The organism is Pseudomonas sp. D1-36 (assembly GCF_051132205.1).
Taxonomy (GTDB): Bacteria; Pseudomonadota; Gammaproteobacteria; order Pseudomonadales; family Pseudomonadaceae; genus Aquipseudomonas.
On the sequence record NZ_CP071674.1, the window covers coordinates 4426924 to 4441737 of the forward strand.

Genomic DNA, 14814 nt, shown 5'->3' on the forward strand with positions numbered 1-14814 from the left:
AATGGAATGAATGAGCAGGCGAAGTAGTTTTGAGAAATCGCTCATTACGGAGTCATCGTTTACACCGTTTGAAAACATGAGCTTTAGCGAATGTAGGAATGTAAAAAGTGGACCGGTTTTCATCATCGCCTCGGGCAACTCAGCGAAGGGCTTTCCGCTGGAGGAGTTTTCAGCCGTACCCATGATTACCATGAACGGCGCTATATCCATGTTCAGCCAAGCGCATACAAAACCCTTTTTTTACATCTGCTCCGATACCCACTTCCCGCTCCAGCAGCCCGATCTTTTTGCAACCGCTATGCGGCTCAGTGAGAACGTTGCCTTATGGGAGGACCAGTTCGACATCGTCCAAGCTAAGCCAAGCGGGCGAGCCTTCGGCTTGAAAAAAGCTCCCAGGGCCTCGATCTGCTCTACGTTATTCAACCCGCAGAAGTCTCTCGTCAGGTACAGATCTCTTTTTAGCAAGCGAAGCAAAGACATCGGCTTCAGCAAAAATATGACCCTCGGTTGCTTCGATGCCAGGACGGTGATGTATTTGGCCTTACAGGTCGCCTACCATCTGGGCTTCAATAGGGTTTTCCTTGTAGGTTTCGACTTGGACCAAGCGGCCGGCCGATTCTATGAAACGGTCGAAAGCAAACGCTCGCCCTGCGGGTTGGATCAGCATTACAAGACTCGCATCCTGCCTTCTCTAAAACTGATGTCCAAGCAGATCATTGATGATGATTTTCAGGTGTATAACTTGTCCGCGACCTCAAGGGTGCCGGCAGATATCATCAAAAAAATCAGTCTCGACGACGCACGGCGAATGCTACGTAACTGAATGATGGCCCCTCCAAGCCCCGGTCACGCTCTTGCATCCAGGCAAGTCGCCTCAACGCTGCAGCGGTAGCTTTTCTCCCGGCTACCGCTGGCGGTGACCTTGTCGATCGACCAGCGACCGCGCATGAAATCGGGCCAGGAAGGATCGAGCAGCACGATGCCCTCGGCGGACAGCGCCGGGTTACCCGGGCATTCGATCGTCACCTTGAGGGCCTCGCGCAGCATCCGGCGCACCTCGCCTTCGCCGGCGGCGCGGGCCTCTTCTGCGCTCTGGAAGCGCTGGCGCAGGGTCTTGAACGGCGCGATGCCGCTCTCCTCGACCCGCAGCTTGCCCGCCGCCGCATCCCACCAACAGGTCTTGCAACCCTCGTACTTCGCCCGCGCGGTTTCATCCAGCTTGGCCGAAATGAAAGCGTGGTCGCCCGGGCGATTGTTCGTCGTCACCGACAGCCTTATCTCGGGCAGGACCTTGCCCGACAACGACTTCGCCTGACCGCGCCGGGCCAGCACATACAACTCGTTGACTGGTTTGGCCACAGCGTCATAACGATGGGCCAGGCGGGTCAGCAAGCCCATGTCGGTTTCGTTGGTTTGGTCAATGTGCTCGATTTTAATCAGCGAAAGCTCCGGCGCCACACGGGGCGAGAACCCGTGCCTGGACGTCAGCTCCCGAAACAACGCCCCCAGGGTCGTCGGGCCATGGCTGATGGATCGGCGCTGCTTGAAGCCCGTCTGGTCAGCCGCGCTGAACGGCGCCGCCATGGCCACCAGAACGAGTTGCAGAGGAAACAGCAACGGCGTGCGCCGAGTGATGACAAACTCGCCTTTGTCCACCAGCCCCGATTCAAGATAACCGACCCGCAGGCCGATTTTCCCGCCCAGGCTTGGCAACCCTTCGAGTCCGTCCAGGCTGATGGTGAGCGTCAATTGATCGGACTCGATCCCCGCCGCGTCGACGTGGCTCCAACCGAGCAGGCGTTCGTTGAGCAGCGCGGCGTTCGCACCATAAATTTCCACCGCAGGCGTGAAACCCAATGACATGTCGCCTCCTTAATCCCAGGCCGAAACCGGAGGGATCGCCACGGGCTTGAGATCCACTTCCGGCAGGACAATCCATACGCCCGCCGGCAATACCGGGCCCCATTGCGCCAACCCCGGATTTAGCAGCCAGAGCGCCTCCTCAACGAGGTCGTCACAGCGCTCAAGCTCGCGGTACAGCAACAGATTCACCGAATCACCGGCGATACTTCGAACCCTACGCATTGGCGAACTCCGTCAAATCAATCACCCAACCGACCACCATCGCCGTGCCATCGTCGATGACCTCGGTCTGGGTCTCCGACACCTTGTTGATCTGCCACAGCCCCCAGTTGCGACCGATGCCATCGACCAATGGCAAAGGGATGCGCAAGGCTTGCAGCGCTCGCAATTCATCGAGGCGATCCATGGCGGTCGCGTACATCGATTTGCCGGTGATCGTCAGCCCTTGCAAGCCTTGCCCGACCTGACTGGACCTGGGTTTGCTGGTGAGGATGTCGATGTTTTTCCAGCCACCGTCCGAGGTGCGAACCAGCGAGTGATAAGCGAAGTTGCGGGAGAGGCCGAAAATGAAATTGCCCAACGCCATTTGTTGACGCATCACGTACCTCCGTCCGTCAGGGCCGCGTCACTGCGCATGGCGAGTGGGTTGGGCATGAGTTGGAATTGGCTGCTGATTTGTTGCACCACCAGGTTCGCCAATTGGGCGGCACTGGCCTGATCCTGGCCGTTGATGTAGATGTTTGCGGTCAGGGTGTTTTGCTGGGTGGTTGCCTGGGTGCCGTGCAGGTCTTTGCTGACCTGCTCTGGGGCGGCGAGCCTGTCGGCGGGCGTGGCGAGTTTGTCACCCAGCCAGGACCCCGCCTCCCTGCCCATCGAGCTTCCCGTCAGGCCGCCAACAAGCGCGCCGATCGCTCCACCGAGGACGGTGCCGATGCCCGGACCGAAAAAGGTGCCAATCGCAGCGCCTGCCGACGCGCCCGCCCAGCCGCCGCCAGCGGCCCCCAGGCCCTCTCCGATCATTCCGCCGTCCCCATTGATCGCGCCCTCGACGACCTCAGCGGCGGCACCTAAAACCATCGCTTTGGGCATTAAACGAGTCACCGTACGCAATGAACTGGTCACGCCTTGCAGGGAGCGGCCGCCGCTCACACCACCCTCGGCCTTCGCAGCGCTCGTCGGCTCCAAAATTCGCTTGGCAGCTCGACTGCCCAATTCATCCGTGAGGGCCTTGAGCAACGCCCCCACCAGCGGCTTGATCGCCGCGCCGACCAGCACAATGGCGGCGGCGGCTTTAGGTGAGGTTTCGGCCAACTCGCTCATGTCATCGTTCAACGACCCGAGCCATTGCAGCGAGCTGTCCACAACGGGTGTCACGGCATTGCCAGCGGCCGCCGACAAACGCTCATTGCTGGCATTGAAGACGTTCCACCGACCTTGCTGGGTGTTCGACAACGCCAACGCATCCTGCCGCACCGAGCCCTTGTCACCCAATAGCGACGTGGCGTAGTGGGCCGGGTCTTTCACCTGCCAGAACGCTGCGTTCACATCGTCAAGCTTCTGCGCCATGCGTAGCACCGCTTGGTCGCCCACGCCAAACAGCGAAGCGGCGAGGTTCGGGCGCTGGTCCACCGGCTGCGCATTCAAGGCCGCCAATACCGACATCACCGTACCGGGCGCTGCGTCTTTGTCACGCAGCCCACTCGCCACTTCCTCAGGGTCAAGCCGCAACTGCTTCCAGGCTGCCTGCTCGGTCGCGGAGGCCTGATTGCCCTTGCCCAAAGCCTTCGCGAAGCTATCCAGCGCGGCGCCGGCTTCAGCTTGTTGCGAACCGGTGTTGAGCAACGCCGCCGTCAACGCTGCGGCTTGCGCTGGTTGCAAACCCGCCGAGGTCGCGGCCGCACCGTCACGCTGCAACACGGTACCGATCTCACTGGCTTTCGCACCGCCGGGGAGCTTGCCGAGGTGGTTGGTTGCATCCGCCAGGTCAAACGCTTTTTCAGCGCTGAGTTTCATGGCGGTGCGCCAGCCGAGCAGCATCTCGGCGGCTTCCATGGCCGGCATCTTGAATGTGGATGCCGTCACGCCTGCATCACTGGCAAAGCGCAACAGTGCCAATTGCCGGTCCGAGGCATTGGGCAGATCGCTGCTGATTCCCGCCCTGGCCGCCAGGCTTTCCATCCTCACGACATCAACCGCCGTGGTCCCGCCCGCCGCCACTAATGGCGCGCTGGCGATGCGCTGGGTGGGCTCAGCCATCTCGGCAATCTGGCGAGGGCTGAATTGGGTGGCCAGCTTCAGATCGGCAATGGCTGAATCCATCGCTATCGCGGGTTTCAGCAGTTCTGGTGGCTCAATACCGCCGGCCGGCTGACCCTTCGGTTCCTTGGCTGTCTCGCCCTTGGCGCCGGTTCCCATTGCCTGGGAAAACAATCGCTGCGCCGAAACCTTGACGGTCAGCGACTCGATTGCCGTGGTCAGTCGGCCGAGCTTGAGCCCAAGGTTTTCCATCGCGAGGCTCAGTCCTGGCAGCCGATCCCCAGCGGAGATGATCACACTGCTCGCAGGGTTCGTATTTGAGGCCGCCAACCCACTCTCGTTGAAGGCTGCGTATCTGAGCGAATATCTATCGTCCGCCATCCCGCTCTACTCCTGTTTCACGCCAAGGCGAGTGATCGCGATGTCGTATCGGCGCAAGGCCTTGCCGGCGTCCCACTCCAGGATTTCCGCTTCACTTACCGAGTAAATGAGCGGCACCACATCGAGGATCACTTCGATGTCGCGCTCCGAAAGAAGTCCGCCGGTTTGTTTAAAAAATCGTCGATGCGCACCTGAAGTTGCGTCCAGTCAGGCACAGTCAGCGAGGCCAGATCGGGCAGCATCAGGCCGGTGCAATGGGCCGTGATGAACTCGGCGCGTTCCTTGGCCGTCTTCAGTTTCTTCATCGCCTTGGTGGCCCGCAGAACCGGCATTTCCAGGGTTAATGAGGTCAGGCTGCGGCCCGCGACGTCGAGTGGTTGCAGCAGCGGCACCTGGTCAGGATCGGCCTGTGGGTCATCCAGGAAATACGACGCCGGGCGCGTGGACATTTCGTGCACGTACTGGGCAATGCTCACGTAATCCGGACGCTTGAGCTGATCGAGTTCCTTGCCCGACAGGCCGGTGGCCAATTTGGCCAATTCGAAGAATTGCTCGTCTTCGTCATCGCCGGCACGGGCCAAGGCGTCTTTTTGCGCGGCGTAGTACAGCGGCCTGAGTTGCAGTTGCTCGAGCTGCGAACCGTCGTCATCGGTGATCGGCGATAACAGCTCAAGGGTTGGAGGCATCCAGGACATAAAATCAATTCCTTGAAAAATCGGGGATCCCCTGTGGGAGCGAGCTTGCTCGCGATGGCGACGTTCATTCAATATCAAGGTGTCTGACACTCCGCTATCGCGAGCAAGCTCGCTCCCACAGGGATTGCATCTAGCCGGCTGGCAACTGCTTAAGGCAGCAACACCGCACGACGCGCATCGCCAAGAATGTCGACGCCGTTGAGCACGAACTTCTGGGTGCGCACGTCGATGTCGATCACTGGGATGCCGTTTTCCAGGCGGCTGTAGGTGCGGCAGGACAGCTCCAGGGTGGTGGTGGGCGTCTCGTTCATTTTCAGGGCGGCTTCGTCGAGGGATTTCAACTTGCCGCCCACAGTGTGGTAGGTGAACCAGGTATTGCCGTCCTGATCCTGGCCCGCCTCGCGCACGTTCAGCAGGATGTCGTCTCCGACGCTCACGCCCAGCGCCAGCATGATTTCCGGGCCGACACCTTGCAGCACCAGTTTGGCTGTCAGCGCTTTGCCGCTCTTGGCCATTTCCTCGCCGATGAAGCGTCCGCCGCGCATTTCTTCCATTTCGAATTCAATTTTCGGCGGCGTGAATTCTTCCACGGTCGCCGACAACGGCAGGCCCTGCAGGGTGGCCGCAATGGCCTGTCTTACGCGGTTGGTAAACATTAGAGAACGTCCTCCAGAAACTGCTCGATGATTTCATCGCGGGCATTGAGTTGATAAATCATGTGTTCATTCGGCGCATAGCGGCCGTAGTCGATGACTACGTACCAGGTGCCGTTCTTGTACTTCTCGACGCTGTTCAGTTCCGGGTGCAGGTACACGCTGCCGCCAGGAATGGTTTCGTCGGCCACCAGGGTTTGCAGCCAGTCGTTGATGCGCTTGACCTCCTGGTCCATGAACGACTTGGTCAGGTTCTTGGCCATGGCTTTCTGGCCGGCCTTCACCAGCTTGCGGCTGATGGCGTCTTCCAGGCCGACGTAGCTGATGAACTTGCCGGTGATGGAACGGTTGCCCAGCAAAGAGAAGCCGCCGAGGATGGTGCGGGCGTAATAGCTGACGCCGTAGCGGTTGAGCAGATCGCCTTCGGTGGAGGTGTCGAGGATGTTGTATTCGACGGTGCGGGAAACGTCCTCGGCGAAGGTCACCTGATTGCCCGGACTCTCCCACTGCTTGACCTTGGCAAGTGCGGCGATGGCCAGGCTCGACGGGGCCAAGAAGACGTTTTTCTTCGCCGCCTTGGAGTACACCGCCGGCATGTTGTGCACCACCAGGCAACGGTCGAAACCGAGGTCGGCGCCGCCCAATTCCTGGCTGTAGGTCACTTGATCAGCGACCGAGGCGTCCTTGCCATCCAGCACCACACGGGCCTTGATGCGCTTGCCGAACGAAGCGAACTCGCCGGCCACGGCCTTGGTGCCGGTGAAGCCCGGCGCGCCGATGATCGTCAGGTCTTCGGCCACGCCACTCAACGCGGCCAGGCCCAACTTGCGCCCGGTCTGCGCCTCGATGCCGCCGATTACATTGTTCTGCGTGTCGGCCAGTGTCGCGCCCTCTTCGACGATGACCACGTACACCGGCACCTTGACCACTTTGAGGATCTGGTACACCGCGTGGAACAACGTCCCGGCCTCGGCACCGCTCGGGTCGAGCTGGGCTTGGGTGGTAAAACTGTTGATGCGAAACGGGGTATTTTTTGGAATCAGCGGGTTGGCATTCGGCGCGGTGCCGACCAGCCCGATGACGTTGTCCCCCAGGCCACCCATGGCCTCGGGAGATTCGGTGGCATTGACGGTGATGCCGTTGTGCTCGAAGTTCAAAACCTCAGCCATGGTTATTCAGCCTTTTTGGTGGTGGCCTTTTTGGCCGGGGTGGTTGTGGTGGCTTGCGTGTCAGAAGCCGGCTCCTGCGAATTCAGGACGCTGGTCAGTTCGAGGCGACCGGCACTGCGCAACGCGCTGGCCTGAACATCCAACAAATCCAACGTCTGGCCGACGCTCGACCAGTGCCCACCGCCGGTAGGAAATGGCAGCAGCACGGTGTATTGCTTACGAACGGGCATCTACGGTCTCTCCAGATGCGAAAAACACAAAAGCCCCATGGCGGGGCTTAGTGCAGGCGAAAAAAAACCGCTCTCGCGGTCGTGGATTACTTGATGAAATCTGGCAGCACGGGCCAGAGCAGGCTGGACGGCTCCACATCCGTTTCGGGGATGTCTCGCAAGGCCTGGCGATAAGCCTTGATATCGGCGAGCTGGGTTTCTGTTGCGGGGAAGTCTGGTAATTGGGTGAAATCCGTGTCTCGCAACAGTTGATTACGACGCGTGCGAATGGCAGCCCATTCGATTTCAGGCGACGGTACGGCAAGTGGAATTTCGGGTATGTCATTGTTGGACAGATCAGACATGTTCGTTCCTTAGCTGAAAATAACGGTTTCGGCCAGCGACAATCTGGTGACCAAATCCCCAAGATTGAACAACCGACCATTGCCCACGCGCATGGTGTCAATGCGCACGGTGGTGTAATAAATGTTTGGAATCAGAATTCGCATGACGATATTGCCGTTAGTATCGACATAGATAGAAGGGGTCATGTTTCCAAAAGTCGAAGCGTTTTGCAGAACCCGAGTGGGCTGATAGCAATACCCCACCAACGTTTCGTCGATTATTTTTGCTGTGCCGTAGCTGTAACCCTTGATGTTGAACCAGAACATCTCCGAGTGAACATTGATGTTCAATGGCACTTTGAAATGCATATAGACATTCGCGCTGGCACCCAGGTTCGTCGATACAAAATCACCTTGAGCCGTGGCGCCATAGACACCACCAGTCCCATAGACATGTCCCTGCAGCACATTGCGACGAATCGTACCGAGCGCGCTTGGATCCCCTTCTACATCCTTCTGACTTCGCCACTCGTTGAACTGCGTCAGCGCCGTGGCCATGGTCGTGTTGATACTGCCGATTTTCCCATTGACCACCGAGGTCAAATTATTGGCCGCTGATACCAGCGACGCGATAGTGGTTTCCAGACTCACATTCAGATTCCTTGTGCTATTTGATTATTTGGCTTCGAGCGCCATTACCCGAAGCATCAGGCCAACGTGCCGCGCCATGTTGTCGATATTAGCGGTAGCCAACGTGGCGATTTCTTCACTCAATAGAATGTTCAGGTTGTCGGACCCGACCACCACCGTGACGCTTTGCGCCGGCAATGGTGAAATATCCAGCGTGAACTTTTGCAAGACTCGCGCTGCAGCGGCTTTGTAGGTCAGCAGCTTCCCAGCCACCGAATACACCGCCAACAACGTGCCCGTGGAAAGATAAAAACCGAACTCGCCAATCTCATATTCATCCGCCCCCTCAAACAAAGCGGCCATTCGCAACTGCCCTGTATCCAGGTCTTCGTAATCCACGATTGGCACACGCTGTCGCTCATTGCGAAGCGCCGTTTCCGATCCGTTGGGATCGTAGCGGGCGGTGCCAACTCCAATGTGAGTGATCTCACCTTTCAAGCCTTGGTTCTTTGCCTGCAGCACTTCGGCCAGGCCGGCGGAAGTGAAACGAACCAAGCGCGTAATGTCTTCTGTCATGGCTGCGCCCTGAGGTCGTAATCGTTAATGGTGTAGGGTTGGAAAAAGCTGGTGCTGATAAGTCGTGCATCAAGATCAAGTGCTGGCAGCGCCCCCCACAGAAACAGCTCTGCTTCGCTCAATGCTCCATGGGGAGCTGACGCGAGCGCCAGACTGCCCCTCGTTTGATGTACAAGCGTGATAGTGGCCTGGTCGCGCTCGCTCTTGGCGGCATTGATGCGCCGTATCAAGCGATTGTGGTCGCCGCTGGACCAGCTCTGGCCGATGATCGCTTGCACATCAAAGGTGTAGGGATGTGTAGGAGGTTGCTGCTCATACCAGGCGACAACATGGGGTATAAACCCCATGGACTCGACGGCATGACTCAGGGCTCGACGCGTACCAGCCTGACGCTGGATCTGCCAGGACAACGAAACGGTCAAGCGCTTTTCCAGGTCGTCGGCTCCTGTGTCCCATTCACTGACCCCACGATCCGCCCCCAAATACGGCAGGAACGCCAAAGGCGTGGCCGCCGGGTTCATCAACTCGGGAAACGGCGGATCGATGCGCTCCAGCAATTGGGCAAACCCAAGATCCAGCGCCCGCTCCAGCGGTGAACTGTTGACCGGCAGCAGGCTCGGTCGAGATGTGTCGTCGCTCATAACGTATCCACCTCGACCTCGACGCCCGTGCAGTACGGCGCCTGGAAAGCCGTCGTCACGATCGGCGCAAGCGGTTCGAGAATCTGCAGTTGAACCGCGCCGGCGCTGTGCAGCGTGTAGTCAATCCAGCTCGGGTCCACCCGACCTTCCAGGCGATGGCAGGCCTCGGCGTATTCCTGCAGTTGCCGCTGTGCAGCAACCTGGGTCAGGCCCGAGTCAGGGCCGGGATTGATCTTCGCCACGACGCGGATCTTGTAGTTCTTGATCTGCGCGGGTTGGACGATGACCAGGTCGGTTTCCGGTCGTACATCCGGTCGGGCGAAGTGCTCGCGAACGCCGTCGAGCAACGCTTCGGATGGCGTTCCATCGCCGTCTCGGGACAGCACCGTGACCGTGACTTCGCCGGGCGCGGTGCGGCGTCCGTTGCCGTCCTTGATCTGGGCGGCGTAGCTGTCCGGGTCGAAGGTGTACGTGACCGTCACCACACCCGCCGAAGCGCTTTCAACCTTCACGACGGGGCGTTGCCCCAGGGTGAAAATTTCCCGTCGATATTGCATGCGCGAGCCAGCCGCCGGGGCATGGGGCGCCAGGTAGTAGCGCAGCCGCGCATCGTCATCGCTCTCGTAGACCGGGGGAACGGGCGGGAATGCCGCCGGATCGCCCGGGTCGAGCAACTGGCGTTCAAGACCCATGTCCGCGAGGCGAGCATCGAGGTTGGTGCCGGTGGCCCACCACGCCAGCATCTGCTTGATGCGGGCGTTGTATTTGCGTTCGTGGGTTTGCAGCCGGACACAGAACGCCTCGAGGGCCAGGGTCAGCAGTTCGCTTTCGTTTTCGAGGCTGTCCACCAGTTTTGCGGCGCTTGCGGGAGAGCGTGCCGCGACATACTCCACCACGAAGGTCTTGAATTCTGCGAGCAGATCCTCGAATGCCTCGACGGTGACGATGGCCGGTTCGGCCAGTTGGTTCTGGCCGGGTATCAACATGCTCATGCCACCACCTCGAAAGTCTGTTTGCGGTTTCTCCAGGTGCCGGCGAAACGCAGCAGCAATCCCGCACCGTGCCGGCTGGCAACGATGACCTGCGGCTCGAAATCATCGATACCGTTGTGCGGGTTGTAGAACGCTTGGGCCGCATGGCTCTGGGCGAGGATCAGCAGGTCGTCACCAAGGTTCTGCCCCAGCAACTGCGTGAGTGCGCAGCCATACAACGGACGCTTCTGACGAGTGCCCAACGGCGTGGTCAAGGCACGGGTAGCGCGCTGCACGAACTGCAGCCAGTCGTCGACCGTGGCGCCGGTATTTCGATCGATTCCAATCATGGGGAAATCTCTTATGCGGTACTGATGACGCGTCCCTGGTGATCCACCACCGGGCCGCTCAGGTGCACACCCGACGCGTCGAGGCGAATGCCAACAGCGCCCAGTTGCAACTCGATGGTTTGCGGCGTCATCACCAAACTGGATGGGCCAATGTTCAACCGGAGGGATTCGCGGGAACCGCTGAATGCCGCCGGACCGTTGTTCCAATGCAGGACATGGCTGGCGTGGTCGTAGCCGTTTTCCGCGCCGTCCTGATAGAGGCGACGCGTCAGCGAAGCCTGGGTCGAGACGGGCGGAAACTGACCACCGTTAAGGCCGAACAGCGCCACCGCTTGGCCACCGCCGTCGCCGCCGCCATGGTTGAGCAACAGGCACTGCTCGCCCACGGACGGAATCCGCGACTCGCTCTGGGCACCGGCGCTCGGGTTGAAGAAGCGGATCGCCGGTGTCAGCAGCCCGCCATGGCTGACCTTGCAGGTATTGGTGGCGGCATCGACTTCCTGACACACACCGATGCGACAGAAACTTTCCGCACGCCGATGCAGGTCTTCGAGCTCGGTTTCCATTTGCGCCAGACGCTCGATGATCGGCCCCAGATGCATCCGCAACAGCGCATCAAACATGGTTCAACCCTCGAGTGCTGTGTATTGATCTGGGTCGTCGATGCTCGAGACTTCCCAGGTTCGCGCGAATTTCGGAATGCCCAACGGGTCATCCAGCAGCGTTGGCCCCAGGTACAGGGCCTGGCTGAAAGAAAGGGTCCAGGCGGTGTATTGCCGCGCCGGATGGATGAATGTAGACGGGAGGCCATCGAGCTCCGTCGGCAGGTCGCATTGATCACCGGACAGCCCCCAGCGGTTATCCATGACCAATTGCTTCAGCTCTGCGGCCAAATCGCAGGCGTCCCATCCCGGAACGGCCATGACCACCTGCAAAGACACCGTCAGCACATGGGCAATACGCCCGTCGTTGGCGCGAAGGCCGGACGCATCGCGCTCAATGGCGATCAGCACCCAAGGTTGGTCGTCGGTGCCGTCGAATTCTTGGGGGCTGCCGATCTTCAAGGCGGGATAAGTGGCGCGCAGCGTCTGGGCAATGGCGAAGAACAGCTGCGACGGTTTTTCGAGGACGGCAGGCATCGAGGCCTCCTTTTTTACGGCGGCACGAAGAACGCCAGTGAGGGATCAATGTGGATCGGAACGGGAATCACGCGGCGGCAGTTCACTCACGCCCATCCGTTTGGCGGCCCAGCGTTCGTAAAGCCCTATGGCCACGTCCGCCCCGGCCATTGCGGTAAGGCAACCGAAGGCACCAGCGGCCCAGATCGACAGGCCCATGGCGTACAACAGCATGATCGCCGAGACGCCACAGACCATGCAGGCACCGGAACGCAGCGCCAGGCGCCGCAGCAGCGACCAGCCACGGGCGCCTTCCTTATCGGCACGCCACATCTCGCCAGTCACCCCGCCCACCAGGGCGAGCACGATGACCAGCCAGATCGGCATGTCCAGCAACGCTTGTTGCTCGTTTGTCATGTCTCGTTTCCTGGGGTGATTAAGATTGGGCGGGGAAGTTGTTTGAAGTGGAATGAGATGTGGATCGGTGCAACCCATTAAGTTGCTAGAAACGGGGTTCAAACATTTGTCGGGTTATTTGAAAGCTGACATCACTTTGTAATCAGCATGTCCACACTGGTCGCATCGCAAGAGTTGTTAGCCTTTCTATCGATGGCCAGATAAAGCGAAGACGCCGGCGTGACGGCGACGTTGTTCAACATGAACGTGGTACTGCCTCCGTTTGCCAGGCTCCCGGACTGAAGCACCGTGTCGCCCAGGTTGAGCGACCAGCCGACACCGTCCCCGCAAGCGTTATGCAGGTCATTGACCCGGCCCAGTACGTTGATATTGCCGGTGACGGGACTGGCCCAGCGGAAGATGCTCTGGCTGTTGGTACCGGGATGCGTGGCGACATCGCCCTGCTTGAACACGAAGCTGGTGCCCGAGCCGGTGAAGGTGAAGCTTTCATTTGGAATGGAGATCCAAGCGCCCGTCACATCGTCGCGCCAGCATGTCGTTGGCTTGCCACTACAGACCCCGGCCTGAAATGTCGGAAAGAGCGTGTAGTTGGCCGAGGCATTCACGCCCGATTTGTTTTGCATGAACGACCACGGCGAACCGGCCGGTGCGGCTTCGGTCATCAGGTACATGTCCCGGGCCAGGTTCCACGACAGGGCCGTATCAGCCCAACTGTTCAGGGATACGAAGGACGACAAAAACACAGTTGTTAGTAGGGCTTTTTTGAGCAGTTTCATTTTTCTTACCTCGATGATGTCATTGAGTACGGCGTGCAGGGTCTATTCCGCACACTGTTCCCTCGACGGCGTTCACTCGAAGCTCAACGGCCTTCACATGATTCAACGTCCCGCATCGGGAACACTTGATCTGGAGTTCGGTGTTCTCGCCCATCCGGGCCAGAAGTTTTTTACAGTGACCGCATCTGAAATCCTTCAGCATCGAAAGCCCTCCCATTGGCGGCGGTTTGAAGTGCCTCGCGGCAGAGGCATTCCAAAAAGCCCGGTTACCCAGGCTTTTCAGTAATGCGCTTGATCTTTCGGCGCGACTGGCGCGGTACGGATCCATTCAAATTGTTTTTCCGGCCGCGGTCCCTGCCCGCCGGATAACTGCTTCTGGTGCTTTACGCTGCACACCCGGGCCAGTTGCCAACCCTCTGAACCGTTAAGGCCGGTTCATCGCTGCCTGTGGGTAGAACTAAAGAGCTTTGTTGCCAGCCGCTTTGTCGAGCGGCTTGGACACAGAATATGCATGGATGCATATACAGTCAATGCGTAAATGCATTTATTTATGCATGACAAATGCATCAACGCATGAAGCCCGCAGAAACACTGAGGGTTGCCAGTTTTCAGGAGGCGAAAAAAAACCCGCGCGGCGGCGGGTTTTATCTGACAGCGGAGGGGTTAACGGGCGTACATGCCCCACCAGAAGACGTGACCGAGGATGACGATCTGCTCGTCCTGCATTTCCTGGAACGTGTAGTCCTCATCCGGATGTTCATCGCGGTTGAAGCTGCGCAGACGAATGCCAGTGGGCAAGCGGTATAGCTGTTTCACCCGCAGTTGGCCGTTGTGGTTGATGGCGTAGAGGTCACCGTCGACAATGTCGCCGATCCCGCATTTGCCCGCGTTCACCCCAACCGTGGCGCCGTCACGCAGCACCGGCAACATGCTGTTGCCGCGTACCGTCACACACTTGGCCTGGTCGAACTGCACGCCGTTGTGGCGCAGGCTGCGCTTGCCGAAGCGCAGGCTGGAGCGCTCGCTTTCCTCGATGACGAATCTTCCTGATCCAGCAGCCAATTCAACCTCACGCAGAAAAGGAACGGACACCTCGTCTTCCTCGACGGGTGTGTCATCGTCCCACAGGCTTATGTCCTTGAGTTCGGAATGCGGCTCGTCGCGGCGGGCATTGCCGGCGGGCACAACGTCCGCGCGCCCGCGCAACTGGTCGGTGCTCACGGCAAAATATTCGGCGATCTTCGAGATGTGTTTATCCGAAGGGTCGACGATCTTGCCGCTGAGGATCCGCGAGAGGGTGGACTGAGGCACGCCGGTACGCCGGTGAAGCTCCGTGGGGGAGATCCCGTGCTGATCGAGCAATACTCTTAATACAGTAGAAACGTTGCGTTTTTGCATAACGCGCATAATGCTTGTTCTTTTGGCGGAAGACAAATGCTGATTTGCATAAATATGCAATTCCAGCGTCGCGCATTTCTTGTGGCGAGGGAGCTTGCTCCCGCTTGAGTGCGAAGCGCTCACAAGAAGGGTCTGCTGCGCAGCCCAGCGGGAGCAAGCTCCCTCGCCACGGAATTCGTCCTACAAGCCCTTGGGAAAAGGCTTCAAAGGCGTCCTTCAAATGTGCGACCCAAGGCTACGTTTCCTTGCGCCTCTGCCTACAACTACGCCAGAATCCGCCGGCTTGTGCGCCTTGGGGGCCACCGGTACTTTTGATCCTGTCACTGCCCATCAGTGATCGGGTTTAGTAGCCCGGTATTTCCAAGAT

Annotated in this window: 21 protein-coding genes; 1 reads left to right on the forward strand and 20 read right to left on the reverse strand. The window is 59.2% G+C overall.

All coding sequences use genetic code 11. The features are described from left to right. Window positions 1-10: 10 nt before the first annotated feature. Window positions 11-823 (forward strand): lipopolysaccharide biosynthesis protein, encoded by an 813-nt coding sequence (locus J3P76_RS19700; RefSeq protein WP_420764278.1) that lies wholly within the window; start codon window positions 11-13, stop codon window positions 821-823. A 23-nt stretch (window positions 824-846) separates the two neighbouring features. On the opposite strand, the gene J3P76_RS19705 is transcribed toward J3P76_RS19700, so the two are convergent. From J3P76_RS19705 to J3P76_RS19800, 20 genes are all read right to left on the reverse strand, one after another. Beyond that, a complete protein-coding gene (locus J3P76_RS19705) occupies window positions 847-1863 on the reverse strand; it encodes a phage late control D family protein (protein ID WP_434675291.1) in 1017 nt (338 codons plus the stop codon). A gap of 9 nt (window positions 1864-1872) precedes the next feature. Further along, window positions 1873-2085 (reverse strand): tail protein X, encoded by a 213-nt coding sequence (locus J3P76_RS19710; RefSeq protein ID WP_420764276.1) that lies wholly within the window; start codon window positions 2083-2085, stop codon window positions 1873-1875. Further along, a complete protein-coding gene (locus J3P76_RS19715; protein WP_420764275.1) occupies window positions 2078-2461 on the reverse strand; it encodes a phage tail protein in 384 nt (127 codons plus the stop codon). The genes J3P76_RS19710 and J3P76_RS19715 overlap by 8 nt, the downstream gene beginning before the upstream one ends. After that, window positions 2461-4500, reverse strand: a complete 2040-nt coding sequence (locus J3P76_RS19720; protein ID WP_434701159.1) for a phage tail tape measure protein — start codon at window positions 4498-4500, stop codon at window positions 2461-2463. The genes J3P76_RS19715 and J3P76_RS19720 overlap by 1 nt, the downstream gene beginning before the upstream one ends. A gap of 128 nt (window positions 4501-4628) precedes the next feature. Then, window positions 4629-5195 (reverse strand): phage tail assembly protein, encoded by a 567-nt coding sequence (locus tag J3P76_RS19725; RefSeq protein WP_434562578.1) that lies wholly within the window; start codon window positions 5193-5195, stop codon window positions 4629-4631. 149 nt (window positions 5196-5344) lie between these two features. Beyond that, the gene (locus J3P76_RS19730; RefSeq protein ID WP_420764272.1) at window positions 5345-5851 is read right to left on the reverse strand and encodes a phage major tail tube protein; all 507 of its coding nucleotides are present in this window, start codon (window positions 5849-5851) and stop codon (window positions 5345-5347) included. Continuing rightward, window positions 5851-7017: a phage tail protein gene (locus J3P76_RS19735; RefSeq protein ID WP_420764271.1), complete on the reverse strand. Its 1167-nt coding sequence runs from the start codon at window positions 7015-7017 to the stop codon at window positions 5851-5853. Before J3P76_RS19735 ends, J3P76_RS19730 begins: the two co-directional genes overlap by 1 nt. A gap of 2 nt (window positions 7018-7019) precedes the next feature. Beyond that, window positions 7020-7247 carry a hypothetical protein gene (locus tag J3P76_RS19740; RefSeq protein WP_434609869.1) on the reverse strand — a complete coding sequence of 76 codons (228 nt, stop codon included), beginning with the start codon at window positions 7245-7247 and terminating at the stop codon, window positions 7020-7022. Window positions 7248-7333: 86 nt separating this feature from the next. After that, entirely contained in the window at window positions 7334-7591 is a 258-nt protein-coding gene (locus tag J3P76_RS19745; protein ID WP_434609867.1) for a tail fiber assembly protein, read from the reverse strand. Between the two features lie 9 nt (window positions 7592-7600). Next, window positions 7601-8221, reverse strand: a complete 621-nt coding sequence (locus J3P76_RS19750; protein WP_434609865.1) for a hypothetical protein — start codon at window positions 8219-8221, stop codon at window positions 7601-7603. Window positions 8222-8245: 24 nt separating this feature from the next. Beyond that, a complete protein-coding gene (locus J3P76_RS19755; protein WP_434701161.1) occupies window positions 8246-8776 on the reverse strand; it encodes a hypothetical protein in 531 nt (176 codons plus the stop codon). Further along, window positions 8773-9417: a phage tail protein I gene (locus J3P76_RS19760; protein WP_434609861.1), complete on the reverse strand. Its 645-nt coding sequence runs from the start codon at window positions 9415-9417 to the stop codon at window positions 8773-8775. The genes J3P76_RS19755 and J3P76_RS19760 overlap by 4 nt, the downstream gene beginning before the upstream one ends. Further along, window positions 9414-10409: a baseplate J/gp47 family protein gene (locus J3P76_RS19765; protein ID WP_434701163.1), complete on the reverse strand. Its 996-nt coding sequence runs from the start codon at window positions 10407-10409 to the stop codon at window positions 9414-9416. The genes J3P76_RS19760 and J3P76_RS19765 overlap by 4 nt, the downstream gene beginning before the upstream one ends. Then, complete coding sequence (locus J3P76_RS19770; protein WP_420764265.1) at window positions 10406-10738, reverse strand: phage baseplate protein; 333 nt, start codon at window positions 10736-10738, stop codon at window positions 10406-10408. Before J3P76_RS19770 ends, J3P76_RS19765 begins: the two co-directional genes overlap by 4 nt. 11 nt (window positions 10739-10749) lie before the next feature. Beyond that, window positions 10750-11361, reverse strand: coding sequence for a phage baseplate assembly protein V (locus J3P76_RS19775; protein ID WP_434609857.1), 612 nt, complete (start codon window positions 11359-11361; stop codon window positions 10750-10752). A gap of 3 nt (window positions 11362-11364) precedes the next feature. Beyond that, the gene (locus tag J3P76_RS19780) at window positions 11365-11877 is read right to left on the reverse strand and encodes a hypothetical protein (RefSeq protein ID WP_420764263.1); all 513 of its coding nucleotides are present in this window, start codon (window positions 11875-11877) and stop codon (window positions 11365-11367) included. Window positions 11878-11922: 45 nt separating this feature from the next. After that, window positions 11923-12273 (reverse strand): phage holin family protein, encoded by a 351-nt coding sequence (locus J3P76_RS19785; RefSeq protein ID WP_420764262.1) that lies wholly within the window; start codon window positions 12271-12273, stop codon window positions 11923-11925. Between the two features lie 131 nt (window positions 12274-12404). Then, on the reverse strand, window positions 12405-13049 hold the full coding sequence (locus J3P76_RS19790) for a hypothetical protein (protein ID WP_434609855.1): 645 nt from the start codon (window positions 13047-13049) through the stop codon (window positions 12405-12407). Window positions 13050-13068: 19 nt separating this feature from the next. Continuing rightward, entirely contained in the window at window positions 13069-13251 is a 183-nt protein-coding gene (locus tag J3P76_RS19795) for a Com family DNA-binding transcriptional regulator (RefSeq protein WP_434702044.1), read from the reverse strand. Between the two features lie 461 nt (window positions 13252-13712). Beyond that, a complete protein-coding gene (locus J3P76_RS19800) occupies window positions 13713-14447 on the reverse strand; it encodes a LexA family transcriptional regulator (RefSeq protein WP_420764450.1) in 735 nt (244 codons plus the stop codon). Window positions 14448-14814: the final 367 nt, after the last annotated feature.

What these genes read in the sequence shown, in the direction of transcription:
- J3P76_RS19740 (WP_434609869.1), bottom strand. Translation starts at nt 7,247, where the DNA reads ATGCCCGTTCGTAAGCAATACACCGTGCTGCTGCCATTTCCTACCGGC.
- J3P76_RS19795 (WP_434702044.1), bottom strand. Translation starts at nt 13,251, where the DNA reads ATGCTGAAGGATTTCAGATGCGGTCACTGTAAAAAACTTCTGGCCCGG.
- J3P76_RS19735 (WP_420764271.1), bottom strand. Translation starts at nt 7,017, where the DNA reads ATGGCTGAGGTTTTGAACTTCGAGCACAACGGCATCACCGTCAATGCC.
- J3P76_RS19800 (WP_420764450.1), bottom strand. Translation starts at nt 14,447, where the DNA reads ATGCAAAAACGCAACGTTTCTACTGTATTAAGAGTATTGCTCGATCAG.
- J3P76_RS19785 (WP_420764262.1), bottom strand. Translation starts at nt 12,273, where the DNA reads ATGACAAACGAGCAACAAGCGTTGCTGGACATGCCGATCTGGCTGGTC.
- J3P76_RS19780 (WP_420764263.1), bottom strand. Translation starts at nt 11,877, where the DNA reads ATGCCTGCCGTCCTCGAAAAACCGTCGCAGCTGTTCTTCGCCATTGCC.
- J3P76_RS19725 (WP_434562578.1), bottom strand. Translation starts at nt 5,195, where the DNA reads ATGTCCTGGATGCCTCCAACCCTTGAGCTGTTATCGCCGATCACCGAT.
- J3P76_RS19745 (WP_434609867.1), bottom strand. Translation starts at nt 7,591, where the DNA reads ATGTCTGATCTGTCCAACAATGACATACCCGAAATTCCACTTGCCGTA.
- J3P76_RS19700 (WP_420764278.1), top strand. Translation starts at nt 11, where the DNA reads ATGAGCAGGCGAAGTAGTTTTGAGAAATCGCTCATTACGGAGTCATCG.
- J3P76_RS19710 (WP_420764276.1), bottom strand. Translation starts at nt 2,085, where the DNA reads ATGCGTAGGGTTCGAAGTATCGCCGGTGATTCGGTGAATCTGTTGCTG.
- J3P76_RS19790 (WP_434609855.1), bottom strand. Translation starts at nt 13,049, where the DNA reads ATGAAACTGCTCAAAAAAGCCCTACTAACAACTGTGTTTTTGTCGTCC.
- J3P76_RS19770 (WP_420764265.1), bottom strand. Translation starts at nt 10,738, where the DNA reads ATGATTGGAATCGATCGAAATACCGGCGCCACGGTCGACGACTGGCTG.
- J3P76_RS19755 (WP_434701161.1), bottom strand. Translation starts at nt 8,776, where the DNA reads ATGACAGAAGACATTACGCGCTTGGTTCGTTTCACTTCCGCCGGCCTG.
- J3P76_RS19730 (WP_420764272.1), bottom strand. Translation starts at nt 5,851, where the DNA reads ATGTTTACCAACCGCGTAAGACAGGCCATTGCGGCCACCCTGCAGGGC.
- J3P76_RS19715 (WP_420764275.1), bottom strand. Translation starts at nt 2,461, where the DNA reads ATGCGTCAACAAATGGCGTTGGGCAATTTCATTTTCGGCCTCTCCCGC.
- J3P76_RS19720 (WP_434701159.1), bottom strand. Translation starts at nt 4,500, where the DNA reads ATGGCGGACGATAGATATTCGCTCAGATACGCAGCCTTCAACGAGAGT.
- J3P76_RS19760 (WP_434609861.1), bottom strand. Translation starts at nt 9,417, where the DNA reads ATGAGCGACGACACATCTCGACCGAGCCTGCTGCCGGTCAACAGTTCA.
- J3P76_RS19765 (WP_434701163.1), bottom strand. Translation starts at nt 10,409, where the DNA reads ATGAGCATGTTGATACCCGGCCAGAACCAACTGGCCGAACCGGCCATC.
- J3P76_RS19775 (WP_434609857.1), bottom strand. Translation starts at nt 11,361, where the DNA reads ATGTTTGATGCGCTGTTGCGGATGCATCTGGGGCCGATCATCGAGCGT.
- J3P76_RS19705 (WP_434675291.1), bottom strand. Translation starts at nt 1,863, where the DNA reads ATGTCATTGGGTTTCACGCCTGCGGTGGAAATTTATGGTGCGAACGCC.